Origin of the sequence: Corynebacterium pseudopelargi, assembly GCF_003814005.1 — a bacterium.
GTDB classification, from domain to species: domain Bacteria; phylum Actinomycetota; class Actinomycetes; order Mycobacteriales; family Mycobacteriaceae; genus Corynebacterium; species Corynebacterium pseudopelargi.
This window is the reverse complement of record NZ_CP033898.1, coordinates 1,393,479-1,419,037: the sequence shown is the minus strand read 5'-3', so window position 1 is coordinate 1,419,037 and position 25,559 is coordinate 1,393,479. Positions and strand designations below refer to the sequence as shown.

The window sequence follows — 25,559 nt, the reverse complement described above, 5'->3', positions numbered from 1 at the left end:
AAAGGCGTGGGAATGACTAGCGCTACGGCGCTCGACGGGCGAAGACTAGCCGCTACCGTGCTGTTGCTGCGCGATAGCGTGGACGGACTTGAGGTGTACGTCCAAGAACGTGTGTCTTCTATGCCCACATTCCCCAACACCACCGTCTTTCCAGGTGGGGGAGTAGACCCGCGCGATTTCCTGCTCGACCCAAGCGATAACCCCCTTATCGGCGATTCGCTTGAACACTGGGCCCAAAGCCTGCATGTGAATCAAAACCAAGCCCAAGCGCTGCTCTTTGCCGCAGTCAGAGAACTCTTCGAAGAAACAGGCACCTTCCTCGTGGCCTTTGCCAACGGCAAACGCATCGGTAGCGCAGCACCCTTTCACCAGCAAAGAATCATGCTGGAAAGCCACCAGATGTCTTTAGCCGAGGTATTGGATGATCACAACTTAAAAATCCGCACCGACCTGCTCAGGCCCTTTGCCCGCTGGCATAGCCCAAAACAAGACCGCCACCAATTCGACGTCTTTTCCTTCGTGGCCGTCCAACCACCCGGCCAAGAACCCGATGGCAACACCCCAGAGGTGGCCTCCACCGGCTGGTTCGCCCCCTCATTGGTGCTCGATGGATGGCGCGCCGGGCTGCTCAGGCTCGTGCTGCCTACCTGGGCGCAACTCAAAGCACTGAGCCACTTCAACTGCGTGCAAGACGTCCTCGAACACCTCAAAGACCCAAATATGCAACCCATGAGCGAACACATCGCAGCAGGGGACTACTTTGAAGAGTTCATGACATTCCAGCCCCCAAGGCGGTTCTAGGTGGCACTGAGCATCCAAGAAGTGCACTATCTGCGCACCCACTTTGCACAAGTACAAGAAGCACTCCAAGCACTTGGCCCGCACAACAAGAAAGATCAAATGCGCCAAGCCGTGCAGCTACGCCAACAATTCGGCGATGCAGGCCGGGCGGTCATGGAACTTGCAAGTGCCAGAGCATCCAGCAGCTTGCCGCAGACCTGGCTGATGGATAAAGACTCAGCCCAACAGGCCACACACCCCCTGGTGGCAGCGCGCAGAGCCAAGCGCATCGCCTCCACGATGCCCGGGGCCACCGTGGCAGACGTGACCTGCTCGATCGGTGCCGAACTTGCAGCCTTATCCCACGAAGGGCTGCGCGCCATCGGCTCGGATATCGACCCAGCGCGTCTGGCCATGGCCCAGCACAATGTTGCAGGCACCCCACTGCTGCAAGCCGATGCACTTGCCCCAGCAGTGCGAGCAGATGTGATGATCGCCGATCCAGCACGACGCAGCGGCGGCAGAAGAATCTGGAAACCCGAAGACCTCCAACCGCCACTTCCCACCTTGCTCGATACCTGGCACCACACCCCCTGTGCGATCAAATGCGCACCAGGGCTGAACTACTCCTTTTGGGAAGGGGGAGTATCCGTCGTCAGCGTGGATGGCGGCGTAAAAGAACTCTGCCTGTACTCGCCTGAGCTGCTCCAAGGCCGCGAAGCAGTGCTCATCAATAGCGCCGGGGGCATCGACACGCTGCACTCAGACATGCCAGATGCCGTCGCCGTGACCGAACCGCGCCGCTACATCATTGATCCCGACGGTGCCATCGTGCGCGCCGGGTTAGTGCGCCACTACGCCCACCGCGAATCCTTGAGCATGCTCGATCCCCACATCGCCTACCTCACCGGCAATAGTATCCCCGAAGGCACGAGTGGTTTTGCCTATATCGAATCAGTGGGGCTTAAGCAGTTAAAGACCACACTGCAGGGCTATGACTGTGGCTCGCTTGAAATCCTTGTACGAGGCGTCGATGTAGACCCGGATCGTTTGCGTAAGCAGCTCAAACTGCGAGGCAGCCAGCCGATGGCGATCATCATCGCCCGCATTGGCGATGGTGCGCAGGCGATGATTTGCCATCCGCGCCAACACCACGCGGTAGCGTAGACTGCTGGAAGTTGCGCAGCCTAAGCTTGTATAGGGCTTTTAGGCTGCCGGATATCAAACGAGTTCAAGATAGACGCCGAAGGGTGGATGCTGTAGATGCCAGCAATCGTTGTGTTGGTCAAACACGTGCCGGATACCTGGTCAACGCGCACGTTAGAAGAAGACTTCACCATGGATCGCGACAATGTCGACTTGGTTATCGATGAAGTCAACGAATACGCCGTGGAACAGGCATTGCGGCTGAAAGAAGCCAATGAGGGCTACGAGGTAGTAGCGCTGTGTGCCGGTCCTGCTGGTGCAGAAGAAGCGCTGCGCAAGGCACTTGCCATGGGCGCTGATCGCGCTGTGCTGCTCCAAGACGATGCCCTTGCCGGCTCGGATGTGCTTGGCACGAGCTGGGCATTATTCAATGCCATCAACCAGGTCCCCGATGTGCAGCTAGTAATCACCGGTGCCGCATCTTCTGATGGTTCCATGGGGCAAGTTCCTGGCATTTTGGCCGAATACCGCCAACAGCCAGCGCTTACCTACCTCAAGAGCATCAGCATCGAAGGCGATACCGTCCGCGGTGTTCGCGAAACTGCCGATGGCGACTTTGAAATTGAGGCCAGCCTTCCCGCGGTGGTCTCGATTAGCGATAAAGCCGACAAGCCGCGCTTCCCGAACTTCAAGGGCATCATGGCGGCCAAGAAGGCAGAGATCCAGACCCTCAACCTGGCCGCCATTGGTGTGGCAGCAGAGCAGGTCGGTTTGGCCCACGCCGCCACCGCCGTGACCCAAGCCCAAGAGCGCCCCAAGCGCGAAGCCGGCGAGCGAATCTACGGCAACCCAGAGGAATTGGCCACCAAGATTGCTCAGTTCCTGGCCGACGAGAAGCTGATTTAGAAAGGCAAACCCTATGGCAACTGTGTATGTATTGGTCGAGCACGCCCAGGGTGAACTCGTGCCCACCACCGCTGAACTGATCACCGCCGCCAACAACCTCGGAGAAGTCACCGCCGTTGTGGTTGGCACCCCCGGAACCGCAGAGCCGCTGCGTGAAGCACTGGCTGAACTCGGCGCCGCGAAGGTGGTGGCCGCCGAAGCCGATGATGCTGATGAGCGCATCATCTTGCCCCACACCGATGCGCTTTCCATGCTGGCAGCAGCAGAACCAGGCCCGATCGTGATCGAAGCCGGCGCCCACGGCAATGAAATCGCCGGCCGCCTGGCCGCCCGCCTTTCTTCCGGCGTGCTCTGCGATGTGGTAGCTATCCATGCTGATCGCACCGCCTCGATGTCCATTTTTGGCGATTCCATCGACGTATCTGCAGCAGTAGGTGGCACCTGCCCCATCTACACCCTGCGCCCAGGCGCTATTGAGGCAAAGCCCCACGCAGCCGCCGGTGCGCTCGAGACCCTGGCCTTGCCCGCAGCAAGCGACAAGGACGTCAAGGTCACCCGCTTTATCCCCACCGAGCGTGGCGATCGCCCCGAGCTCAGCCAAGCCAAGGTCGTGGTGGCCGGAGGCCGCGGCGTTGAATCCGCCGAAGGCTTTAGCGAGCTCGTCGAGCCGCTTGCCGACGAGCTCGGCGCCGCCGTTGGTGCCACCCGCGATGCCGTCGATGAAGGCTTCTACCCAGCGCAGTACCAAATTGGCCAAACCGGTGCGACCGTCTCGCCCGATCTCTACATCGGCCTTGGCGTATCGGGTGCAATCCAGCACACCTCTGGTATGCAAACAGCGAAGAAGATCGTGGTAATCAACCCCGACGAAGACGCGCCATTTTTCCAACTGGCAGATCTGGGTGCGGTGGGCAATGCCGAAGAAATCGTGCCCGCGCTGATCGAAGCAATTCGCCAACACCGCAGCTAGACCGTGGCCTGCTTTTTTGATCACGCAGCCACCGCGCCCATGCGCGCGGTGGCCAAAGAAGCATGGATCGAGCACGCCGACGCGCTTAATGCCGGCGGGCAATACGCCTCCGGGAGGCGAGCACGAAGCGTGCTCGATGAATCCAGGGAGGCCATCGCCGAGCTTTTAGGCTGCGAAGCAATCGAGGTGATCTTCTGCGCCTCTGGCACAGAAGCCGATAACCTCGCCCTTCAAGGCCTGTGGCAGCACAACGCTCGCGGCCGCGTCATTGCCAGCGGCATCGAACACCCAGCGGTGCTCGAGACGGTGCGCAACATGGAAACCCAAGGCGCTGAAGTGAGCTGGTTGCCAGTTGGCGCCGATGGGGTAGTTGAAGGCTACCGGGAGACACTCGCCGGCGAGGCCGCAGTAGCCACACTGATGATGGCCAATAATGAAACAGGTGCCATCCAACCGGTGCAGGACTTCTGCGATGCAGCAGGACAGATCCCAGTGCACATCGACGCGGTACAGGCAGTCGGCCACATTCCGGTGCACTTTCATGAACTCGGTGCAACCACCCTTGCCGCCAGCGCCCATAAATTTGGCGGACCCAAAGGAGTAGGGCTGCTGCTTGCACGGCGCAGCCCAGCGCCTTCGGCGATCCTGCACGGTGGTGGGCAGGAACGAGGCATCCGCCCTGGTACGCATGATGTGGCAGGAGCCGCGGCAACCGCGGCGGCGTTGCGCGAAGCCGTGGCAGAAATGGAAAGCGAACAACAGCGTCTAAGCGCATTAAAAGAAAGCCTGCGCAGCGCAATCGCAGGAATCGAAGATACGGTGATCCACACCCCAGAGCACTCACTGCCCGGCCATGTGCATGCCTCTTTCCTAGGAGCAGAAGCCGATAGCTTGATCATGCTGCTCGATAGCCAAGGCTTTGAGGCATCCACCGGCTCTGCGTGCTCCAATGGCGTCAACCGCGCCAGCGAAGTGCTGTTGAGCATGGGCGTGCCCTATGCCACCGCGCGCAGTGCTGTTCGTTTCACCCTCGGCAGCGCTAGCTCCAAGGAAGATGTTGACGCGCTGATTGCAGCGTTGCCCTCGCTGGTCGCACGCGCCCGGCTTGCCGGTATGGCCTAGCTACTGGGCATGCGGCAGCTGTGATGGCGGCTGTGATTGGGGCTGTTATAGGGGCTGGGCTTCATCTGCTGGATCATGCAGCACCGATCCAGCAGAACTAAAATCACCGGTCCACTGCTCAGCCTTATATTGCGCAGGTACGGCACCCGCTAAAAGGTTGCGTTGCATCTGCTGCAGCGCGGTGCCTTCAGGTAATGGCCGATCGCTGCCAATGAGCACGATATTGCCGTAACGCCTTCCCTTGAGCATCGCTGGATCTGCAATGCATGCCGTGTGGGCGAATACCTCTTGCATGCTGCGCAGCTCGGACCTAGCTAGCTGCAAATCCCGGTGATCCCCGCAATTGGCCAAGTAGAGCCCGCCGGGCGCTAAGGACCGAGCGCATGCCTGCATAAACTCCAGGCTGCTGCAGCGTTGTGGGGTGCGGTTGCCCGAAAAGACATCGCGGATGATCACATCGCGTGAATGTGGCTGGAATGCCTCCACCGAGGCGCGTGCCTCAGCCGCGCGGATTTTCAATTGCGGCGCGCGAGGTAAATCAAACCATTGGCGCACTAAGCGCGTGAGTTCTTCATCCAGTTCAATGACGGTGTTGCGGGCCTTTGGCCAGCGGGCGCAGCAATAGCGCGCCAAGCTACAGGCGCCACCGCCTAGGTGGGTGATACGCAATTGGGATTGCGCCACGGCGGTGGACTCGAACCACGCCAGCATCTCGGCCATCCAACGCATGTATTCGAATTCCAATTGCAAAGGATCGGGGTGGATGTGGCTCGATGGAACGCCATTGACCAATACCTCCCAGGCGCCAGGCTGGAAGGGATCTTCGCGCAATTCCACCTCGCCGGTTGAGGTGTGAATGGAATGCGGAGTCAGTGGCTGGTGTTGTGAAGATCGATGCTGTGATGATTGGCGTTGCTTGCGGCTGCGTCCCATAATGTGGGCTACTTTAATCGCCCCCGCACCGCCTCTGCATCGCCTCAGCACCCCGGCGTGCGAAGCTGGGGAACGCCGCGTGTGTTCGCGTCAACGAAGCCCAAGCGTCTATGCTGGCATGGTTTTGGAATTGCAGCAGTATGAGGCGAAACAGCAGCGCTGTTGTGTGCAGGAAAAAGGGAAAGGAATTCAGCGATGCGGGTGTTAGCCGCGATGTCTGGTGGAGTTGATTCTGCCGTGGCTGCAGCACGAGCTGTTGCCGCAGGCCACGAGGTGGTAGGTGTGCATCTTGCGTTATCGCGGGATCCTCAATCTGTGCGTGAATCCTCAAGGGGCTGTTGCTCCTTGGAAGATTCCGCCGATGCCCGGCGTGTTTGCGATAAGTTGGGCATTCCCTTCTATGTGTGGGATTTTTCCGAGCGCTTCCAAGAAGACGTTATTGACGATTTCATTGAATCCTATGCCGCAGGTGAAACACCGAATCCCTGTCTGCGCTGCAATGAGAAGATCAAGTTCGCCGCCTTGCTTGAACGCGGCATCGCCCTCGGCTTTGATGCCGTAGTCACCGGCCACTATGCGCGGCTGACCCAGCCTGCTGATGGCGGCGATGGGTACTTGCGTCGTGGTGTGGACCCAAATAAGGATCAAAGCTACGTCCTTGGCGTGCTGAGCGCGAAGGAAATCGCCCATTGCATGTTCCCTGTAGGCGATACGCATAAGCCCCAAATCCGAGAAGAAGCTGCCGGCATGGGCTTTTCTGTGGCCAAGAAGCCTGATTCTTATGACATCTGCTTTATCCCCGATGGCAACACGCAGGCATTTTTGGGCAAGCACATTGGCGTGCGCCCTGGGGCTATTCAAGATACTCAAGGCAATACCCTCAAAGAGCACGACGGCGCCTGGAATTTCACCATTGGCCAGCGCAAGGGACTCGACATTAAGCAGCCCGCCGCCGATGGTAAGCCGCGCTATGTCACTGATATTGATGCTCAAAGTGGCACAGTAACCGTGGGTTCGCGTGAGGATCTTCTGGTTGATCGCATCGTGGCTGATCGCCTCAAGGTTTTACACCCCGCCATGCGCGGCGAGATTGAAGCAGAGGTACAGGTTCGTGCTCATGGCTCGGTGGTGCCGTGTCGCGCCGAGGTGGACTTGGAGCAAGATCAGATGCACTTGTACTTAAAGCAGCCTCTGAGTGGTGTGGCTCGCGGCCAGGCAGCGGTGCTGTATCTGAAGGATCCCGATGGCGATATTGTGCTTGGTTCGGGAACGATTACTGCCACGGCTCGATCATGAGCGCGATGGCCTATGGGCTGCTGCCTGGGCAGTCGATTGAGCAGGCCGCAGATGTGATCGCCGGCGAATCTGAAGGTGCTCGCGCCCTGCCGATTTTGCCCCAGCGCGGTGTAGATTCTGATGCACTCGCCACAACCTTGGCGTTTATCAAGGAGCTGCCCGTAGATCTAGGCCCTCGCGGTTGGGTGGTGCAGCAGCGCCCACAATTAGCCACCATGAGGCTTCGGCGGCGCCTGCGCGATGACCTCGACGCCATCGAGGCACAGTGGGGTGAATACTCCCAGCTCAAACTGCAGATATGCGGCCCGTGGACCCTGTTGAGCGCCGTGGAACTGAACAATGGGCACCGAATCCTTGCCGATCCAGGGGCAAGCAGGGACATTGCTGCCATGCTTGTCGACGCCACCGCCCAGCACATCCACGCCCTCAAACAGCGCTTCGGTGCGCATGAGGTGGTGGTGCATATCCTCGAACCTGCCGTGCATCGACTCGCCGATGGCACCATACCTGGAACCAGCGATTTCGATGTGATTGCTGCCCGTAGCCCAAAGTTGCTTGGAGAACGCGAGCATGACTTTATTTCCCAGCTTCGTGCGCACACCGAAGCGAAGATACTGCTCGATGTAGGCTCACGGCCTTTGATGCAGATGCTCAACCTAGCCGCACCTGATGCGCTGGTGTTTTCTCCAATAGCGGCGTGGCACTGGGAGCATGAACAACTCGATGGTTTAGCCGATTGGCTAGGCCATGGCGCCATTGCCTGCACTGGCTCAGAGGATCCGCGTGATCGTGCCACCGCTGTGCTCAACTTGGTTCGAGAGCTCGGCTACTCGGCAGAAACAGCAGCGGCGGCGATCATGTTGGATGATCCCACGGCCAGTAGTGATCTGCTGGGTGCCTCCAAGGTGATTGCCGAAGCAAGAGAAGCCTCAAGGATGCTCCAAGGCTGATTGCAGCCTTTTAGCGGCTTTGCATCGGCCAGGAGGTATTGACCGTTGAGGCGTCTTTGCCTTGTTGCTTGAGGTATTCGGCAAAGCGCTGCTGAGATTCGAAGTATTGCACCGCTTGAAACTCCATTAATTGATCAAGCGATTTTGAGCCAATTTCTTCTGCAAACACCTGCTTGGCTTGTTTCCAGGCAACGCGGGCTGCCGCGAGCGCATCGGAGGTTGCTTCGTGGGCGTTGTCGATCTTGACGTGATAGTGCTCGCAGACATCACTTAAGGTTCTTTTCCCCTTGCGGTAGGGATCCAACACCTTGTCCATGACGAAGGGGTCATACACAGGGCCTGTGACATAAAACGATGGCTCAAGCTGATTGAGCACCGTGAGGTCATAGGCGGCGTTGTACACCACCAAGCAGTAGCCCTGATCCCAGGCCTGCCGGATGGCATCGATGGTGTGTGCTAACACCTCGGCATGGGGTTTGCCGTGCTCGCGGGCGTATTCGGTGCTAATGCCGTGCACCTTGGCGGCGGCCTCGGGGATCTCCACACCTGGATCTGCCAAGAGTTCGGTGGGGTGGGCACCTTGGGCGTCGATACGCACAAGCGCGGAGGTAACAATTCTTGCTTCGAAGGGATTGGCCGAGGTGGTTTCAAGGTCAAAGGACAGCACTTTGGTGGGATCAAAGGAGTTCATGACTCAAACCATAGACAACCACCTCCGATTCCAAAGCCATACGCGCCTCTAACTGCGCAAACGCTTCGATCGGAGGTCATTAGCTACACTTTGGGGCGTGACTGAGCACCGCAACGATCCTCATCAGCAATGGCAACAACTCGCCGCAGATATCCGCCATCACCGAGAGCTGTATTACAACGGCACTCCCGAGCTCAGCGACCAAGCCTTCGATGAGCTTTTTCTCAAGCTACAGCGCTTAGAGCAGGAATATCCCGAGCTACGCACCCCAGATAGCCCCACCAGGGAAGTAGGCGCGCCGGTATCGGAGCAGTCCAGCTTTGCCAACGTCGCCCACCTCGAGCGGATGCTGAGCTTGGACAATGTCTTTAGCGAAGATGAGATGCGTGACTGGTTGCAGCGCACCGAAGCGCCGGCATACCTGTGCGAGCTTAAAATCGATGGGCTTTCCTTAGACCTGGTGTACCGAAACGGGGTGCTAGAAAGGGCAGCCACCCGAGGCGATGGCCGCGTGGGTGAAGACGTCACCGAAAACGCGAAGGTGATCGAGGGTATTCCGCATGAGCTTCAGGCCTCTGATGATTATCCAATTCCTGCCTTGCTTGAGGTCCGCGGTGAGGTATTTATCGCCGTAGAAGATTTTGGCTTAGTCAATGAACAGCGCCAGCTCGAAGGTGGGAAGCCTTTTGCCAATCCCCGCAACGCGGCTGCTGGATCACTCAGACAGCACGATGTGGCATCGGTGCGTAAACGCAAGCTGCGGATGATCTGCCACGGCATTGGTGCGCGAGAGGGCTTCCAGCCCGAATCCCAGCATCAGGCCTATGAGGCGCTTGCGGCATGGGGATTGCCAGTATCGCCCTATACCAAGCAGGTCACTAGTGCGGATGCGGTGCTCAAGCAAGTGCGGTATTGGGCAAAGCACCGCGGCGATGCCTCCCATGAAATGGATGGCTTGGTAGTCAAGGTGGATGATTTCGCGCTCCAGCGACAACTCGGTGCCACCTCCCGTGCACCGCGCTGGGCCATTGCCTATAAGTATCCACCAGAAGAGGCCGTGACCAAGCTCAACGACATCCAATGCGGTGTTGGCCGCACCGGTAGGGTGACGCCCTTTGCCATTTTGGAGCCTGTGTTCGTCTCGGGCTCTACCGTTTCCATGGCAACGCTGCACAACCAGACTGAGGTCAAGCGCAAGGGCGTGCTCATTGGCGATCATGTGGTGGTGCGCAAAGCAGGGGAGATCATCCCGGAGGTGCTTGGCCCCGTGGTTGAGCAGCGCACAGGTAACGAGCGCGAATTTGTCTTTCCCGAGCACTGCCCAAGCTGTGGCACCACCTTGGCGCCGCAAAAGCAAGGCGATGCCGACTGGCGTTGCCCAAACCGTCGCTCTTGCCCAGCGCAGCTTTCTGCCCGCCTGACTTACATCGCTAGCCGTGCCGTATTCGATATCGAGGCGCTTGGAGAAAAAGCCGCCGAAGATCTCGTGGCTTCTCAAGTGTTAGAAGATGAAGGCGGGCTATTTTCGCTCAGCCGTGAGGATCTTTTAAAAACCAAGATCTATGTGCGTGCCCGCGATGGCAAGCTCAACCAAAGTGGTGAGAAGCTGCTGCGCAATCTCCAGGTGGCTAAGAAGACAGATCTGTGGCGTGTGATCGTGGCGCTTTCTATTCGCCACGTAGGGCCTACCGCCGCCCGGGCGATCGCCGGGAAGTACCACAGCTTAGAGGCAGCCCAAGCCGCAAGCGTAGAAGAGCTTGCCAGCGTGGAAGGTGTGGGCACAGTGATTGCGCAGAGCTTCCATGAGTGGTTTGAGCAAGACTGGCACCGCGAGATCGTGCGGCAGTGGGCGGCCGATGGTGTGACCATGGAATCCAACCTTGAGGCCTTGCCGGAGCAAACGCTCGAGGGCTTGAGCATTGTGGTCACAGGTGGGCTCGAAGGGTTTACCCGCGATTCCGTTAAAGAAGCCATCCTTGCCCGAGGCGGCAAGGCCGCGAGTTCAGTGTCGAAAAAGACCGACTATGTGGTGGTTGGCGCCAATGCGGGATCCAAGGAGCAAAAGGCACGCGATCTTGGCCTGAACATCCTTGATGAACAGGCCTTTGTGCGCTTGCTTGAGCAAGGTCCTGCAGCGCTGAGCTAGCTTAAGACCGCATCGAGGATCTGGCAGAGGTGGCCAATGTGTTCCACCTCGCTGGCCAGGAAATCGGGTCCACCGGGTCGGCCAACCACCAGCACCAGGCCGTGGCGCTCTAAGGGAGCTGCGGCGAGGGAAGAATCCAGCAGTGCCCAAGACTCGGGGATCCAAGACTCGGATTCTGCATTGAGGATCCTTGCTTTATCAATGCGCACCGCCGGTGGGTTTTGGCCGCTTTCTTCAGGGGCAGCCACCGAAGCAGTCACTCGCTGGAAACGCTCGGTATTGCCATCGAGCAGAATTGCCCACGCAGAGGTCAGGACCTGGGGGATCTTATGCACTAGGTGGTCGAGTTCTCGGGAACGCGTAGATTCGCCAGCAACCGAGGCAAGCATGGCAATTTGGCCTCGGCGATCAACCCGGCCAGAAAATGGGCGGATTGAATCCACTTCCACGCCTTCTACCTCTTGAGCAGCGCTGATAAGAGAATCAGCCATCACGCCGCTAGGCAGATCAACCACCATATCGTCCATGACGGTTCCATCAGGGAAGGCTTCCACCACATCGACGGAGACGATATTGGCATCGACGGTGCCGATTGCGTCGGCAAGCCTACCCAAACTGCCCGGGCTATCGGGAATTAAAACACGGATCAGATAAGACATCGGGGAATTCTCCAGCAGTAGCGGTACAGTGCCCACCATCCTAACGCCCCGCCCCACCCAAGGCTTGGTGGCGGGGTGCAGTACTATGGTTTGGCAACCACTGCCACCGCATCTGACGGTGGCTTGAGCATGACAAACGATCATAAGGATGAACGCCCGTGCCCGAGATTACGCGCGACGAAGTCGCCCACTTGGCCAAGCTTGCCCGGCTGGCGCTGTCGGATGAAGAACTGGATCAATTTGCCGAGCAGATCGACGGCATCATTGGCAACGTCAGCGACGTGCAAAAGGTGGCGGCCGAGGGAGTAGAGCCAATGAGCCACCCTCACTCAATTGATACCGCGATGCGAGAAGACGTGGTGGAACAGATCCTTACCCAGGAGCAGGCATTAAGCCAGGCGCCAAAGGTTGATCAGCACCGCTTTGAAGTTCCGCAGATTTTGGGGGAGCAGGACTAAATGAACAGCTATCTGGTACCAAACGAAGGCCTCGCCTCGAAAACTGCCGCCGAACTAGCGCAGATGATTCACTCCCGTGAGGTCAGCTCTAGGGAAGTAACCCAGGCACACCTCGACCGCATCGAGGCAGTCGATTCCACGCTGCACGCTTTCTTGCACGTCGGTGCCGAAGAAGCACTCAAGGCCGCCGATGCCGTAGATGAGGCACTCGACCGCGGTGAGCAGCCGGCCTCCAGCCTCGCCGGCGTGCCGTTGGCCTTAAAGGACGTATTCGTTACCACCGATGCGCCAACCACCTGCGCCTCGAAGATCCTCGAGGGATACATCGCTCCCTATGACGCGACCGTGACCAAGAAGATCCGTCAGGCCGGCATTCCAATCTTGGGCAAGACCAACATGGATGAATTTGCCATGGGTTCTTCTACCGAGAACTCCGCCTATGGGCCGACGCTCAACCCTTGGGATATTGAGCGCACCCCAGGTGGCTCCGGCGGCGGTACCTCTGCCGCGCTTGCTGCTGGCCTGGCACCGCTTGGCATCGGTACTGATACTGGCGGTTCCATTCGCCAGCCAGCCGCTCTTACCAACACCGTTGGTGTAAAGCCCACCTATGGCACGGTGTCTCGCTATGGTCTGGTGGCCTGTGCTTCCTCCCTGGATCAAGGTGGCCCTAGTGCTCGCACCGTGCTCGATACCGCGATGCTGCACGAGGTAATTGCAGGACACGATAAATACGATGCCACCAGCGTGGATCGTGCCGTGCCCGATGTGGTGGCAGCAGCTCGCGAGGGCGCCAAGGGTGATCTGCGTGGCCTGAAAGTTGGTGTGGTCAAGCAATTTGACCGCGAGGGCTATCAGCCGGGTGTGCTCGAGGCCTTCCACGAGAGCGTCGAAAAGCTCACCAACATGGGCGCCGAAATCGTCGAGGTTGATTGCCCCCACTTCGACGATGCGCTGGCCGCCTACTACCTGATTCTGCCCTGCGAAGTTTCCAGCAACCTCGCGCGTTTCGACGGCATGCGCTACGGCCTGCGCGCAGGCGACGATGGCACCCACTCGGCCGAACAAGTCATGGCATTGACTCGCGCCGAAGGCTTTGGCCCTGAGGTCAAACGCCGCATCATTTTGGGCACCTATGCGCTCTCCGTGGGCTACTACGACGCCTACTACCTCCAAGCACAGCGCGTGCGTACCCTGATCGCCCAGGACTTTGCCAAGGCATTCAACCAGGTTGATGTGCTTGTCTCGCCAACCACACCCACCACGGCCTTCAAGCTGGGTGAAAAGGTCTCTGATCCTTTGGCCATGTACAACTTCGACCTGTGCACCCTGCCGCTGAACCTGGCTGGACTGTGCGGCATGAGCGTGCCTGCTGGCCTGGCATCGGATACCAAGCTGCCAGTTGGTCTGCAGATCATGGCTCCCGCCTTTGAAGATCACCGCCTATACAAAGTCGGTGCTGCCTTCGAGTCGGCACAGCGCTAAGCCCACAGCAGCAAAAAATGCCCCGGAAACAACCGGGGCATTTTCTCTATCGTGCCAAAAGTTTAGAACACCTTTTGCATGACCTGGTAGCCGTGCTCGCTTTGGTGCACAAGCTCAAAACCAAGGCGGCGGTAGACGTGCTGGGCGCGATCATTGTCATCGGATACGCACAAGGACACACCAGGAACGCCCTCGGCCTCTAAGCGCTCGAAGCAACGACGGAAGAGCTCGCCTGCAAGGCCGTTGCCGCCGAAGCGGGCCTCTACTGCGATGGCGATCTCTGGGTAGGCGGCGTCGACAAAGCCACGGCCGTGGTGCTGCTCGTCACCCCAAGTCCACCAGATGCCACCGGCGGGAATGTAGTGCTCGTCGAAAATGACAAAGCCATCCTCGGGCTTCCAGCTATGGACATAAAAGTCGGTGTCTTTGTCAAAGCCATCGCTGAGCTCGCCGTGCTCATCACCGAAGGTGTCGGTGAGGAAGTTCAAGCGTGCGATATAGCTAAAGTCGCGTTCATTGGTGGGGCGGAAATCGAATGTATGGGATGTCTTACTCATGACACTGCAGTGTAGCCGGAAGGAGTATTCTTGCCAGGCAAGCCTTTGCATAGATGCTCAAGCAGCCAGCTCATGCAACGTCAAAGAAGGAGCCGAGTGAGACAACACAACGCCGAATACCCCAGCATGCCACTACCAGAACGCCAGGCCTGGCCAGCACTGATCGCACTCTGCGTGGGATTTTTCATGATCCTGCTCGACCAGACCATCGTCGCGGTGGCCACACCAGTGCTGCAAGAGTCCTTGCAGGCCTCCTATAACGAAGTCATCTGGGTTACCTCTGCGTATCTGCTCACCTTCGCCGTGCCGCTGCTGATCACTGGCCGCCTCGGGGATAAGTTCGGGCCAAAAAACGTCTATATCCTCGGCATGATCATCTTCACGCTCAGCTCTTTGGCCTGCGGGTTTGCCCCGAATATGACCACGCTGATCATTGCCCGCGCCGTCCAAGGCCTCGGCGCTTCGCTGCTGACACCCCAAACCATGAGCGTGATCAACCGCATCTTTGCCCGCAACCGCCGCGGAGCAGCCCTCGGCGTGTGGGGCACTACCGCCGGATTGGCCACCCTGGCAGGTCCCACCCTTGGCGGGCTTATTACCTCCACCATTGGCTGGCAGTGGATCTTCTTTATCAACGTCCCCCTCGGCGTGGTCTCCGTGCTCGCGGTGGCAAAGTGGGTGCCGCGTTTCCGCCCCATCGAAAGAAGCATCGATGGGCTTTCCATGCTGCTTTCGGTCGTGGCCGTTGCATCGGTAATCGTGGCGCTGCAAGAAGGCGAACGCGAACAATGGGGATGGCCGATCTGGGTCCTGCTCGCCTTCGGCTTTATCACCGCCTACGCGTTTGTGTGCCAGCAAGCACGAGCAGAAGCGGCTTCTAAAGAGCCCCTGGCACCCTTGGAGCTGTTTAGCTTTAGAAACTTCTCGCTGGGCAATATCGGTATTGCGGTCATGGGCTTCGCCGTTGCGGGCACCCCCTTGCCCGTGATGCTCTACTTACAACAGGTGCACGATTACAGCGCGTTAAAGGCCGGACTCTTCATGGTGCCGCAGGCCTTGATCTCTGCAGTCCTTTCACCCTTCGTGGGGCGTTTAGCCGACCGAGTCTCTCCAGGGCGCCTTGCTGCCATTGGCTTTAGCGTGCTCTCCTTGTCCTTCTTCCTCTTGGGCTGGTCGATGACACTCGGGCTTGCAGGCGGCTGGTTCCTCGGCATCATGGTGATCCAGGGCCTCGGCAATAGCGTGATCTGGGCACCGAACTCCACTTCCACCATGCGGGATCTGCCCCACGCGCTGATGGGAGCAGGTTCGGGAGTGTATAACACCACCCGCCAGGTGGGTTCCGTGGTGGGCTCTGCCGCAGTAGGTGCGGTGCTGCAGTGGCGGATCAGCGTGGCAGATATGGGCACAGCTTATGGTCAGGCCATCATCTTGGCCGCGGCGGTGCTGCTCATCGGTGCAATAAGTTCAGCCGCTGCCAAAGACTAAGCACAGATTGCTTCAAGCCTTCAAGGCAGCGGCTACAACGTGAGTGTGTGGCGCTACTTCAGATCGCTGAGCACGCAGGCTGCGCCAGAAGCAACACCGGTGACTGCGATAACAGCAGGCCAAGCGCCAATCTTTTTAGCCAGAGGGTGGCTGAGCCCGAACGCACCAACGTAGGTGCCGATCAGCGCTGCAGTGGTGGGGATATTGGTCTTTTTAGCCCAGGAACGGCCAGCATAGATGCCGGCGGCGGCAAGGATCACACCGCCCAGTGGGCGGATGCCAGTCTCACGGGCGGTGAGCCAACCGCCGACCAAGCCGGTGGCAACAACGGAGGCGGTATTGACGTCTTTGGCTGGCTTGAAGGGGGACTTTGAAGAATCGCAGATGCTCATACCACTGCAATGTACCCCCAGTTAGATCTTTGCGGGCGTAATTGGGTAAGGTTTTCGCGAACCAGGGTTATGCGGAGGCGGGAACACCGGTGGAATTCCGGGACTGGCGCGCAACGGTGAAAGCCCGATTGACGCCCCCTTAACCAGACAACGAGCAGAGCGTTCTTCGCGCACAAGAACACTGCCGGGAGAGTGCACGTCACAGAATTGAGGATGCGTGGGAGACACGAAGCCCACGAGTCAGCTCCGCTCTACATGGGCGTTGCTGGCGCTTTCGATTGCCCTTGTTGTGCTTCTGGGCCTGAGCTTTGTGCTTTCTTTAAGCTTCGGCTCTGTAGCTTGTAGTCGCGAGCAGGTGTGGCAGGTGGTGCTGGCGCATCTGCGCGGTGAGCAAGTTGCCGATGCCTCACTTGATGCCGTGATTTGGCAGCTTCGCGCCCCTCGCGGGCTGCTCGCTTTATTGGTTGGGGCTGGATTGGCGCTTTCGGGCGTTGCCATGCAAACCCTGGTGCGAAATCCCCTCGCAGATCCCTACTTGCTTGGCGTTGCCTCCGGCGCCAGCGTGGGCGCCACCGCCGTGCTGACCTTCGGGCTTTTTAGCAGCTTAGGCATCTATGCGCTCTCTGGCGGGGCACTCATCGGTGCCCTTGCAGCCACCGCCTCGGTCTATGCCATTACCAGGCTCCAGGGTGGCTTTCACCCGCTCCAATTGATCCTTACTGGAGTGGTGATGTCGAGTGCCTTTTCTGCCGCCGCGAGCTTCCTTGTGTTTAAAGGCCCTGATCCTCGCGCCGCTCAGTCGGTGATGTTCTGGCTACTCGGCTCGGTGGCCGGTGCGAATTTTTCCAAGCTATTAATCCCAGCGGTGGTGTTGGTCCTTGCTGCGCTGCTGATGTTGGCCATGCACCGTAATCTCGATGCGCTGATGGCAGGCCCTGATGTGGCGGCCTCGCTGGGTGTGCGAGTTGATGCGATGCGCCAATTGCTGTTTGTGATTCAGGCTGTGTTGGTAGGCGCGATGGTGGCGGTGGCAGGTGGCATCGGCTTTGTTGGCCTGGTGATCCCGCACGTAGGCCGGCTGCTGGTGGGTTCTTTGCACGCCCGGCTAATCCCAGTGGTGATGCTGTGTGGCGCACTGTTTCTGCTTTGGGTGGATGTGCTCGCCAGAATCGCTGCTCCGCCCCAAGAGATCCCGCTTGGCGTGGTCACCGGCGTGCTTGGCGCACCGCTGTTTTTGATCCTCATGGGTAGAAAAACGCTGCGTTTCCAGGGAGGCCAAGGATGAGTGAAGCACTGTACCTTCAAGCCAACAACCTTGCTGTGGGCTTTGGTTCCACCCCGGTGGTAGAAGATGTGGCATTTCGCTGCGAGCCTGGGACTATTACCGCGATTGTGGGCACCAATGGCGCCGGCAAAACCACGGTGCTTCGGGCCTTGGCGGGCATCCACCCCATGCTCGCAGGCCAGGTGACATTAGGCCAGGCCCAACACGGCGCGGTAGGCGGCGGCGATGATGCAGAGGCATCCCAACCGCCGCGTTGGGATGTGGCCACGATGGGCGTAAAGCAGCGCGCCAAAAAGATCGCGATGGTCTCGCAGGAAGGGCAGTTGGCCGAAGATTTAACGGTCCGCGAGATTGTCACGCTGGGCAGGCTGCCACATACAACGCCTTGGGAGTTCTCAGCCAAAAAGCATCAGGGGGTCGTCGATAAGGCAATTGCCACCTGCGAATTAGAGGCTCATGCCGATACTCCTTGTGGTGCCTTGTCTGGCGGTATGCGCAAAAGGGCGATGATTGCCCGCGGGTTTGCTCAGGAAACTCCGGTGCTGATTTTGGATGAGCCAACCAACCATCTGGATATCTATCACCAGCTCAATCTGCTCGAATTGCTTGCTGCATCGGGCAAAACGGTGGTGATTACCCTGCATGATCTTGATCTTGCGATTGGCTATGCCGATCAGGTGGTGGTGCTTGAAAAGCAGGGAAACCTTGGCAGGCAGGTGCTTTGCGACGCCCCGGTCACCGCTTTGCAGGATCCATTACTGCATCAGACCTTTGGGGTGAGGGGATATGTGGCTCAGGCCAACGACGCTCGACTCGATGCGCCTTTGCAGCGGGCGCATTTGCTTTTAGAAAAACCTCGAAAGGAAGACCATGAAACTTACTAAACCCCTAGCGCTTGTGTGCGCAGGTGCCTTGCTGGCTAGTTGCGCCAATCACAGCGATAGCAATCAGGCAGCAGCTCCCGAGGGGGCAAGCGTGAGCATTGAAAACTGCGGCCAGGAACGGCAATTCCCGCTCGCAGAGCACATGCTGGTCAATGATGGAAACTTGATTGCTAGCACCTTGAGTGTGGGTGCTGCAGACCAAATCAAAGCCGTGAGCTCCATCCAGCGTGATACCCCGATTCTGAGCGCGAAGTATGGGGAACAAACGGTGGCCGGGCTTGATGATATTGCCAAGGAATACCCCTCACTCGAACAGATCATTGCCGAGGCCCCCGATGTGTATGTGGCCGGCTGGGGCTATGGGCTCGACGAGGGCAAGGGGATTACTCCTGAATCGCTCCAAGAACACGATATTGCCACCTATATCCTGAGCGAGGCTTGCCGCCAAGGCGATTCCTCTGCGCGCGGCACCATGGATCCCTGGGAGGCAGTGGAACAAGATCTGCACAACCTTGGTGCTTTAACTGGGCATGAAGATAAGGCCGAAGAAGTAATCAAGGATCAGCAACAGCGCCTTGAAGCACTTCGGGCTGCGCCGAAGGCTGAGCAAACCCCAGTGGCGTTTTTGTATGACTCCGGCACCGACGCTCTTTTTACCTCCGGTAAATATGGAGCACCGCAGGCCATTCTTGCCACCGCCGATGCCAGCAACGCCACCGAAGATATTGAAGATACGTGGGTAAGCGTGGGCTGGGAGCGTCTGGCTCAAGCAGCACCCGATGTGTTTGTGTTTGTGGAATATCCCGGCCAGGAGCTTGATCAAAAAATTGAGCAGCTTAAAAAGAACCCGGCTACCAAGAACCTGCCTGCGGTGAAAGAGGAGCGTTTTATCAACTTGCCCTATGCCATGTGGACTTCGGGGCCGTTGAATATTGATGCCGCAGAGCATGTACGCAAAGCGCTGGAGTATTTCAAACTGGTGCCAGAAAGCGACATCGAACCTGCCCTAACGCTTCCCTCTAGCACCCCGGGGCTGAAGTATTTCCAGGCTTCTTAAACCGAAGCCGCGTGGATTTTCGGGCAGCCTTTTATGAGTTTCGCAACAAAACGGACATATTTTGCCCGGTGTCTCTTTTCCGGGCGGGCACAAACACAGATGAGGGTTTAGACTTGTGGCTATGCGAATTGCCACCCTGACTTCCGGCGGCGACTGCCCAGGCCTCAATGCAGTGATCCGCGGCATCGTCCGAACCTGTTCCCAATACGGCTCCACCGTGGTTGGCTACCAAGACGGCTGGGTTGGCCTGATGGATGATAAGCGCGTACAGCTCTACGACGATGAGAATATCGACCGTATTTTGCTGCGCGGCGGCACCATCCTCGGCACCGGCCGGCTGCATCCGGACCGCTTTAAAAATGGTCTGGATCAGATCAAAGCAAACCTCGAAGATGCCGGCATCGACGCCCTCATCCCAATCGGCGGCGAAGGCACCCTCAAGGGCGCTAAATGGCTCTCCGATAACGGCATCCCGGTCGTCGGCGTGCCAAAGACCATTGATAATGACGTCAACGGCACCGACTACACCTTCGGCTTTGATACGGCCGTATCTGTTGCAACCGATGCGATCGACCGCCTGCACACCACCGCTGAATCGCACAACCGCGTGATGATCGTGGAGGTCATGGGCCGCCACGTCGGCTGGATCGCTTTGCATGCAGGCATGGCCGGCGGCGCCCACTACACCGTGATCCCCGAGCAGCCCTTCGATATTGCAGATATCTGCAAGGCCATGGAACGCCGATTCCAGATGGGCGAGAAATACGGCATCATCGTCGTGGCCGAAGGTGCCCTTCCAAAGGAAGGAACCATGGACTTTGAAGCTGGTGGGGTAGATCAATTCGGCCACCAGACCTTCAATGGCATCGGCCAAGTCATCGGTGATGAAATTAAAAAGCGCCTTGGCCACGATGTTCGCACCTCGGTGCTTGGCCACATCCAGCGCGGCGGTACGCCCACCTCTTATGACCGTGTGCTGGCAACGCGCTATGGCGTGCACGCAGCGCGCGCCTGCCATACCCAAGACTTTGGCAAGGTCGTGGCCTTGCACGGCGAGCACATCGACCTCATCCCGCTCGAAGAGGCCGTGGGCAAGCTCAAGACGGTGCCAGAGGCCCGTTACCTCACCGCCAAGGCACTGTTTGGCTAAATCTTTGTAGAGCCTTCTAAGGGTGCTTGGCGCATCAGCGCAGCACCCTTGCAGCACTCAAACCGCGCGTATGTTGTGGCGTGGTTTGAGTGCTTTTTTGCTATTCGTGGTCAAGCGCTAGGGGCAAAACTGCAATGGGTTAAACTAGCCGGCATGACTGCTGCGATGTATGACCTCATGGATTTCGATGAGGTATTGGAGAAGTTTGACCCGGTAATGGGCCTTGAGGTCCACGTTGAGTTGGCAACGGAAACCAAGATGTTTTCTGCCCCCTCGGCGCACTTTGGCGCTGAGCCGAATATCAACGTCGACCCCGTTTCTTTGGGCCTGCCTGGCGCATTGCCGGTAGTAAACGCCAAGGGCGTGGAGTGGGCTATCAAGATCGGCCTGGCGCTGAATTGCGAGATTGCAGAATCTTCTCGCTTTGCTCGCAAGAACTACTTCTACCCGGATCAGCCGAAGAACTACCAGATTTCGCAGTACGACGAGCCCATTGCCTACAACGGCTACTTGGACGTGCAGCTTGACGACGGCACCACGTGGCGCGTGGAAATCGAACGCGCCCACATGGAAGAAGACACCGGCAAGCTCACCCACATTGGCGGTGCCACCGGCCGTATCAGTGGCGCAACCAGCTCTTTGGTGGACTGCAACCGCGCAGGTATCCCGCTGATCGAGATCGTAACCAAGCCCATCGAGGGCGCGGGCGAACGCGCACCAGAGGTGGCTCGCGCCTATGTGGCAGCGCTGCGCGATTTGGTGAAGGCGCTTGGCGTTTCCGATGCGCGCATGGACCAAGGTTCTATGCGTGTGGATTCCAATGTCTCGCTTCGCCCGCGTGGGCAAGAGGCCTTTGGTACTCGCACCGAAACCAAAAACATCAACTCTTTGAAGTCCGTTGAGCAAGCCGTGCGTTTTGAAATGCAGCGTCAGGCGCAGGTGATTAGCGATGGTGGGGAAGTGGTGCAGGAAACGCGCCACTACCAAGAAAGCGACGGCTCTACCTCCAAGGGTCGCCCGAAGGAAACTGCCGAGGATTATCGCTACTTCAACGATCCCGACCTTCCTCCGGTGATTGCACCGCGCGAATGGGTCGAAGAGATCCGCGCTACCTTGCCGGAGCTTCCGTGGGTTCGCCGCGCGCGCATTCAAAAGGAATGGGGCCTGAAAGATAAAGAGATGCGCGATCTGGTTAATGCCGGCGCACTCGAGCTGATCTTGGCCACCGTGGAAGCGGGCGCTTCTGCCGCAGAGGCTCGTTCTTGGTGGGTGTCCTATCTTGCTCAAAAAGCCAATGAACAAGGCGTTGAGCTCGATCAATTGCATATTCGCCCCGAGCAGGTCGCTCGCGTTGCCGAGTTGGTCAAGGAAGGCAAGCTCACCAACAAGTTGGCCCGCCAGGCAGTCGACGGCGTGCTGGCTGATGAAGGCGATGTGGATGAAGTGGTCAAGGCTCGCGGCCTTGAGGTGGTGCGCGATGATGGCGCCATCGAGCAGGCCGTGGATGAGGCTTTGGCTGCAAACCCGGACATCGTAGAGAAGTACAAGGCCGGAAACACCAAGGTCACCGGCGCTATTGTGGGTGCGGTGATGAAGGCTACCCGAGGCAAGGCTGACCCTGCGCAGGTTAACCAACTCATTGCCAAGAAGCTGAGCTAAAGCAGCAGCATTCTTGGATAAAGCGCCGCACAGATTCGTGCGGCGCTTTTTGGGAATCCGGGCTTCACCTTTTGGGGGTGAACTCCGAGCTGTGAGAATCCTGACTGATAGCTTGTACGGGTTATGCTTTATGTAAAGCAAAACCTTGTTGGGCGTCTCGAGCCAAGAAAGAGTGACATTATGCCATTCGATTTGCCAAGGGCATCCTCGGTGCTGCACTTCGATACTCCGAAGAAGCGCAATAATACGAGGCATCGTGACATCGATAGCTTGCTGCTGAATGCAGGCCGCGAGGCATTCATTAAAAATGGCATTCGGGCTACATCTATGTCCGCAGTGGCACGCGCTGCAGGGGTGAGCCGTCCAACGCTTTATAGCCGCTATCGCAACATCGATTTGCTCACCGGCGACGTCCTGCGCCACGAGTACCTCACCGTGCTCGAAGGTGCCTTTGATCGTGTGACCAGCCCCGAGCAATTCATCGATCAAATCGTCTACGTGGCAGATTCTTTGCGCTCGAATGAGTTCATTACCTCTGTGGCCCAAAGCGATCCAGATATTTTGCATCACTTCCTTTTCGGCCACCTGGTGGGCACCCAGCGACGCTTGGTGGATTACCTCAAGCGGCTTATCGATGCGGTTCGAGATCAAGCGATTGAACAAGACAGCGAAAGCCGGATCAGGGAAGGCGACCCAGAGGTGCTGGCCATCTTTGTGGTGATGACGGTGCAATCGGCTATCTTGTCGGCACCGGCAGTGGCCTCCATTGTGCCGCGCCCAGATAAGTGGTGCCTGGAGCTGCACCGCTTGGTATCTGGCTACCTTTTAGAGTGCAAAGGCTAAATATGGGCGATAAGCCGAAGTGCTAGCAAGACCATGATGCAGCCAACGGCGATATTCATCCATTGCCACACTTTCGGCCGGGCAAGCTGGTGCGCACAGCGCACTGATGCCCATCCAATTGTCGGGAACCACAGGGCACTTGCCACGAGCGCGCCGCCGGCAAAAAGCCAGCGCCCATCGCTGCCGTATTGATTGGCCATGCCGCCGAGCATGACCACGGTATCAACATACGCTGCTGGGTTCAGCCAGGTCATGGCCAAGATCATCAGCACTGGTTTTAGCCAGGTGCGCGTTGCCACCACGGTGTCTTGGCGGGTGGCAAGCGCAACGCCTCCCTGAGGCTGCGGTTGGGCAGGAGTATCTACCACGATGGTGGTGGGTTGAGGCCGGGCTGCGTCGCGAAAGCAGGTCCAGGCAAACCACAGCAGATATGCCGCGCCGGCGATGCTTAAAACGGTGAGCACCTGGGGCACCGTTGCGATGATGACGCCTACTCCCAGGGTGCCGCCGATGATGAGCAAGATGTCGCTGATCAGGCACACAAGGATCACTGGCACGATGGCTTGTTTGCGCATGCCGAGTTTAATTATCAGCGCGTTTTGCGGACCGATGCCGATAATTAGTGATAGCCCCATCAAAAGGCCAGTGATGAAGATTCCCATGGCATTGAGCATGGCGCGAGCGGTTGCTGAAGTAAAATTAAAGAAAATAAACTTGGTGTAGCATAGCTTCATGAACCCCGCTCACCTGGACACTTTGCTCGCCATTATCGACGAGGCGAGCTTTGAAGGCGCTGCCGCAGCCCTCGGTATTTCCCCTTCGGCAGTGAGCCAAAGAATTAAAGCCTTAGAGCACGCCTATGGCAGGGTGCTGATTCGAAGATCCTCTCCTCCTGTGCCGACACCGGCTGGAGAAGTTATTGCGCAAATGGCAAGAAAATTCGCCTTGCTGCGCAGTGAAGTGGACGTGGAACTTGGCGGCAAGATGGGTGCCTTGCCCTTATCGGTAGCCGTGAATGCCGATTCATTTTCGCTGTGGTTTAGCCCGGTACTCCAGGCGGTGGCCAATTGGCAGCAGGCTGCATTGCATGTGCGTATTGAAGATGAAACGCACTCGGCGAAGCTACTCTCGCGCGGTGATGTGATGGGCGCAGTTACCAGCCAATCCAAGGCGGTGCCAGGCTGCGAGGTTCGCCCGCTCGGGGCGATGCGCTATGTGTCTGTAGCCAACCCCGTATTGCTTGATCGCTACACCCACAATGGCGAGGTTGATTGGGAGGCGATGCCGGTTTTGCGCTTTGGCCCGCGCGATCGCCTCCAGGATGTTGATTTAGAGCGGCGCATCGGTTTCGTGCCTTCTCGGAGGAATGTATCCGAGATTCCCTCGGTGGATGCCTTCCTGGAGGCCGCGCGTGTTGGCCTCGGTTGGGCTTTGCTGCCGGAAGTTCAAGCGCAGCCACTGCTCGAGCGTGCTGCTTTGGTGCTTCTCGACGCAAAACGCATCGAAGTGCCTCTGTATTGGCAATCTTGGAGGCTGGAATCAGAAACCTTAAGCATGCTTAGTGCCGCCGTGGTTGAGGCGGCGGCAGCGCTTGCTCATTAGGCTTCGAAGAATGCCTGCTGCTCCGGCAGCATATTGCGCACTCGTTCGTTTTCGGGCACAGGCCCTGGTGCTGTGGCACCCGCAGCAAAGGGGCTGCCACCGAGCTGCTCACGGCCATGCTCGCTAAAGAAACCGGACAGATCCGGGCCTTGGGGCACTACCTGGGTGGGGTTTACGTCGGTATGCACGATGTAATAGTGCTCTTTGATTTCTTTGAAATCGGTGGTGTCGCCAAAACCGGGGGTTTGGAACAGATCGCGCAGGTAGCCCCATAGCGCGGGCATTTCGGTGATCTTGTTGCGGTTGCACTTGAAGTGGCCGTGATAGACGGCATCGAAGCGAACCAGGGTGGGGAAGAGGTAAATATCGGCAAGGGTGATGTGCTCGCCTACCAAATAACGCTGTGTGCTCAGGCGTTCTTCGAGGGTATCGAGGGCATCCCAGAGGCGTGCATAGGCTTTGTCGTATGCCTCCTGGGTTGAGGCGAAGCCACAGCGGTACACGCCGTTATTTACTTCCTTGAAAATGTAGGCAGTAAGCTCGTCGATTTCCTCGCGTAATTCCTCAGGGTAGAGATCCGGAGCGCCTTCGCGTTCGTACTCGCTCCACTGATCATTCAAATCAGGCACCAGCGAGGGAAAGTCGTTGGTGACAACCGACTTGGATTCAATATCCACCATCGCTGGCACGGTGATGCCGCGGGGATAATCGGGGAAGCGATTAAAGTACGCCTGCTGCAGGCGTTCGATTCCCAGCACTGGATCTACCTCGCCGGGATCGAGGTCAAAGGTCCAAGAGCGCTTGTCGTGGGTGGGGCCTGCAAGGCCAATAGAGATGACATCTTCGAGGCCTTTGAGGCGACGGGTAATGACCGAGCGATGGGCCCAGGGGCAGGCCCTGGCGGCAACGAGGCGATACTTGCCCGGTACGGCCGGCCAGAAGGTGCGGCCATCTGGCTGCTGGGTTGGGGTATCGACGCTTGAGAGGATGCGGTCGTCGATATAGCGGGTGTCGCGGATGAACTCGCCGGTGGTTGATGCGTTCTGGGCGTCTCCGGCCCAATCTTTAGAAGTAGACATATCAACAAAATAACTCAAAAG

General features: G+C 58.2%; 25 protein-coding genes. 18 read left to right on the top strand and 7 right to left on the bottom strand.

The window, feature by feature from the left end:
- The first annotated feature begins 12 nt into the window (after positions 1-12).
- The 5 genes from CPPEL_RS06620 to CPPEL_RS06600 all read left to right on the top strand — a co-directional run bounded on the left by CPPEL_RS06620 (position 13) and on the right by CPPEL_RS06600 (position 4,924).
- Complete coding sequence (locus CPPEL_RS06620) at positions 13-801, top strand: NUDIX hydrolase (RefSeq protein ID WP_123960379.1); 789 nt, start codon at positions 13-15, stop codon at positions 799-801.
- The gene (locus tag CPPEL_RS06615; protein ID WP_123960378.1) at positions 802-1,947 is read left to right on the top strand and encodes a class I SAM-dependent methyltransferase; all 1,146 of its coding nucleotides are present in this window, start codon (positions 802-804) and stop codon (positions 1,945-1,947) included.
- A 96-nt stretch (positions 1,948-2,043) separates the two neighbouring features.
- Positions 2,044-2,832: an electron transfer flavoprotein subunit beta/FixA family protein gene (locus CPPEL_RS06610; RefSeq protein ID WP_123960377.1), complete on the top strand. Its 789-nt coding sequence runs from the start codon at positions 2,044-2,046 to the stop codon at positions 2,830-2,832.
- A gap of 13 nt (positions 2,833-2,845) precedes the next feature.
- Positions 2,846-3,802 (top strand): electron transfer flavoprotein subunit alpha/FixB family protein, encoded by a 957-nt coding sequence (locus CPPEL_RS06605; protein ID WP_123960376.1) that lies wholly within the window; start codon positions 2,846-2,848, stop codon positions 3,800-3,802.
- Between the two features lie 3 nt (positions 3,803-3,805).
- On the top strand, positions 3,806-4,924 hold the full coding sequence (locus CPPEL_RS06600) for a cysteine desulfurase family protein (protein WP_164470388.1): 1,119 nt from the start codon (positions 3,806-3,808) through the stop codon (positions 4,922-4,924).
- Between the two features lie 45 nt (positions 4,925-4,969).
- On the opposite strand, the gene CPPEL_RS06595 is transcribed toward CPPEL_RS06600, so the two are convergent.
- Positions 4,970-5,857, bottom strand: coding sequence for a spermidine synthase (locus CPPEL_RS06595; protein ID WP_123960375.1), 888 nt, complete (start codon positions 5,855-5,857; stop codon positions 4,970-4,972).
- Positions 5,858-6,052: 195 nt separating this feature from the next.
- On the opposite strand from CPPEL_RS06595, the gene mnmA reads away from it, so the two are divergent.
- Both mnmA and CPPEL_RS06585 read left to right on the top strand, forming a co-directional pair.
- A complete protein-coding gene (mnmA, locus tag CPPEL_RS06590) occupies positions 6,053-7,153 on the top strand; it encodes a tRNA 2-thiouridine(34) synthase MnmA (RefSeq protein WP_123960374.1) in 1,101 nt (366 codons plus the stop codon).
- A complete protein-coding gene (locus CPPEL_RS06585) occupies positions 7,150-8,103 on the top strand; it encodes a uroporphyrinogen decarboxylase/cobalamine-independent methonine synthase family protein (RefSeq protein WP_123960373.1) in 954 nt (317 codons plus the stop codon). Before mnmA ends, CPPEL_RS06585 begins: the two co-directional genes overlap by 4 nt.
- Positions 8,104-8,113: 10 nt before the next feature.
- Here the strand turns inward: CPPEL_RS06585 and CPPEL_RS06580 are convergent, their stop codons facing one another.
- Positions 8,114-8,794, bottom strand: coding sequence for a 3'-5' exonuclease (locus CPPEL_RS06580; RefSeq protein ID WP_123960372.1), 681 nt, complete (start codon positions 8,792-8,794; stop codon positions 8,114-8,116).
- Positions 8,795-8,891: 97 nt separating this feature from the next.
- Here CPPEL_RS06580 and ligA point away from each other — a divergent pair, with 97 nt between their 5' ends.
- Positions 8,892-10,940, top strand: coding sequence for an NAD-dependent DNA ligase LigA (gene ligA, locus CPPEL_RS06575; RefSeq protein WP_123960371.1), 2,049 nt, complete (start codon positions 8,892-8,894; stop codon positions 10,938-10,940).
- Here ligA and CPPEL_RS06570 read toward each other — a convergent pair.
- Positions 10,937-11,599, bottom strand: a complete 663-nt coding sequence (locus CPPEL_RS06570; protein ID WP_123960370.1) for an ACT domain-containing protein — start codon at positions 11,597-11,599, stop codon at positions 10,937-10,939. The genes ligA and CPPEL_RS06570 overlap by 4 nt on opposite strands.
- Before the next feature lie 158 nt (positions 11,600-11,757).
- Between CPPEL_RS06570 and gatC the strand changes: the two genes are divergently transcribed.
- Entirely contained in the window at positions 11,758-12,057 is a 300-nt protein-coding gene (gene gatC / locus CPPEL_RS06565) for an Asp-tRNA(Asn)/Glu-tRNA(Gln) amidotransferase subunit GatC (protein WP_123960369.1), read from the top strand.
- Positions 12,058-13,542, top strand: coding sequence for an Asp-tRNA(Asn)/Glu-tRNA(Gln) amidotransferase subunit GatA (gene gatA, locus CPPEL_RS06560; protein WP_123960368.1), 1,485 nt, complete (start codon positions 12,058-12,060; stop codon positions 13,540-13,542).
- Positions 13,543-13,604: 62 nt separating this feature from the next.
- On the opposite strand, the gene CPPEL_RS06555 is transcribed toward gatA, so the two are convergent.
- Positions 13,605-14,099 carry a GNAT family N-acetyltransferase gene (locus tag CPPEL_RS06555; protein WP_123960367.1) on the bottom strand — a complete coding sequence of 165 codons (495 nt, stop codon included), beginning with the start codon at positions 14,097-14,099 and terminating at the stop codon, positions 13,605-13,607.
- Between the two features lie 72 nt (positions 14,100-14,171).
- On the opposite strand from CPPEL_RS06555, the gene CPPEL_RS06550 reads away from it, so the two are divergent.
- Positions 14,172-15,587 carry an MDR family MFS transporter gene (locus CPPEL_RS06550; protein ID WP_123960366.1) on the top strand — a complete coding sequence of 472 codons (1,416 nt, stop codon included), beginning with the start codon at positions 14,172-14,174 and terminating at the stop codon, positions 15,585-15,587.
- 53 nt (positions 15,588-15,640) lie between these two features.
- Here CPPEL_RS06550 and CPPEL_RS06545 read toward each other — a convergent pair whose 3' ends face one another.
- Positions 15,641-15,979: a hypothetical protein gene (locus CPPEL_RS06545; RefSeq protein ID WP_123960365.1), complete on the bottom strand. Its 339-nt coding sequence runs from the start codon at positions 15,977-15,979 to the stop codon at positions 15,641-15,643.
- A 262-nt stretch (positions 15,980-16,241) separates the two neighbouring features.
- Between CPPEL_RS06545 and CPPEL_RS06540 the strand changes: the two genes are divergently transcribed.
- The 6 genes from CPPEL_RS06540 (at position 16,242) to CPPEL_RS06515 (ending at position 22,857) form a co-directional block, all read left to right on the top strand.
- A complete protein-coding gene (locus CPPEL_RS06540) occupies positions 16,242-17,264 on the top strand; it encodes a FecCD family ABC transporter permease (protein WP_123961263.1) in 1,023 nt (340 codons plus the stop codon).
- The gene (locus tag CPPEL_RS06535) at positions 17,261-18,148 is read left to right on the top strand and encodes an ABC transporter ATP-binding protein (RefSeq protein WP_123960364.1); all 888 of its coding nucleotides are present in this window, start codon (positions 17,261-17,263) and stop codon (positions 18,146-18,148) included. The genes CPPEL_RS06540 and CPPEL_RS06535 overlap by 4 nt, the downstream gene beginning before the upstream one ends.
- Complete coding sequence (locus CPPEL_RS06530) at positions 18,135-19,205, top strand: ABC transporter substrate-binding protein (protein ID WP_123960363.1); 1,071 nt, start codon at positions 18,135-18,137, stop codon at positions 19,203-19,205. Before CPPEL_RS06535 ends, CPPEL_RS06530 begins: the two co-directional genes overlap by 14 nt.
- A gap of 121 nt (positions 19,206-19,326) precedes the next feature.
- Positions 19,327-20,355 carry a 6-phosphofructokinase gene (locus CPPEL_RS06525; protein WP_123960362.1) on the top strand — a complete coding sequence of 343 codons (1,029 nt, stop codon included), beginning with the start codon at positions 19,327-19,329 and terminating at the stop codon, positions 20,353-20,355.
- A 153-nt stretch (positions 20,356-20,508) separates the two neighbouring features.
- Positions 20,509-22,014, top strand: a complete 1,506-nt coding sequence (gene gatB, locus CPPEL_RS06520; RefSeq protein ID WP_123960361.1) for an Asp-tRNA(Asn)/Glu-tRNA(Gln) amidotransferase subunit GatB — start codon at positions 20,509-20,511, stop codon at positions 22,012-22,014.
- A gap of 180 nt (positions 22,015-22,194) precedes the next feature.
- Positions 22,195-22,857: a TetR/AcrR family transcriptional regulator gene (locus CPPEL_RS06515; RefSeq protein ID WP_164470387.1), complete on the top strand. Its 663-nt coding sequence runs from the start codon at positions 22,195-22,197 to the stop codon at positions 22,855-22,857.
- On the opposite strand, the gene CPPEL_RS06510 is transcribed toward CPPEL_RS06515, so the two are convergent.
- Complete coding sequence (locus CPPEL_RS06510) at positions 22,854-23,519, bottom strand: LysE/ArgO family amino acid transporter (RefSeq protein ID WP_123960359.1); 666 nt, start codon at positions 23,517-23,519, stop codon at positions 22,854-22,856. The two genes, CPPEL_RS06515 and CPPEL_RS06510, sit on opposite strands and share 4 nt — an antisense overlap.
- Before the next feature lie 70 nt (positions 23,520-23,589).
- On the opposite strand from CPPEL_RS06510, the gene CPPEL_RS06505 reads away from it, so the two are divergent.
- Positions 23,590-24,459 carry a LysR family transcriptional regulator ArgP gene (locus CPPEL_RS06505; RefSeq protein ID WP_123960358.1) on the top strand — a complete coding sequence of 290 codons (870 nt, stop codon included), beginning with the start codon at positions 23,590-23,592 and terminating at the stop codon, positions 24,457-24,459.
- Here the strand turns inward: CPPEL_RS06505 and CPPEL_RS06500 are convergent.
- Entirely contained in the window at positions 24,456-25,538 is a 1,083-nt protein-coding gene (locus CPPEL_RS06500) for a glutathione S-transferase family protein (protein ID WP_123960357.1), read from the bottom strand. The two genes, CPPEL_RS06505 and CPPEL_RS06500, sit on opposite strands and share 4 nt — an antisense overlap.
- Between the last annotated feature and the right edge of the window lie 21 nt (positions 25,539-25,559).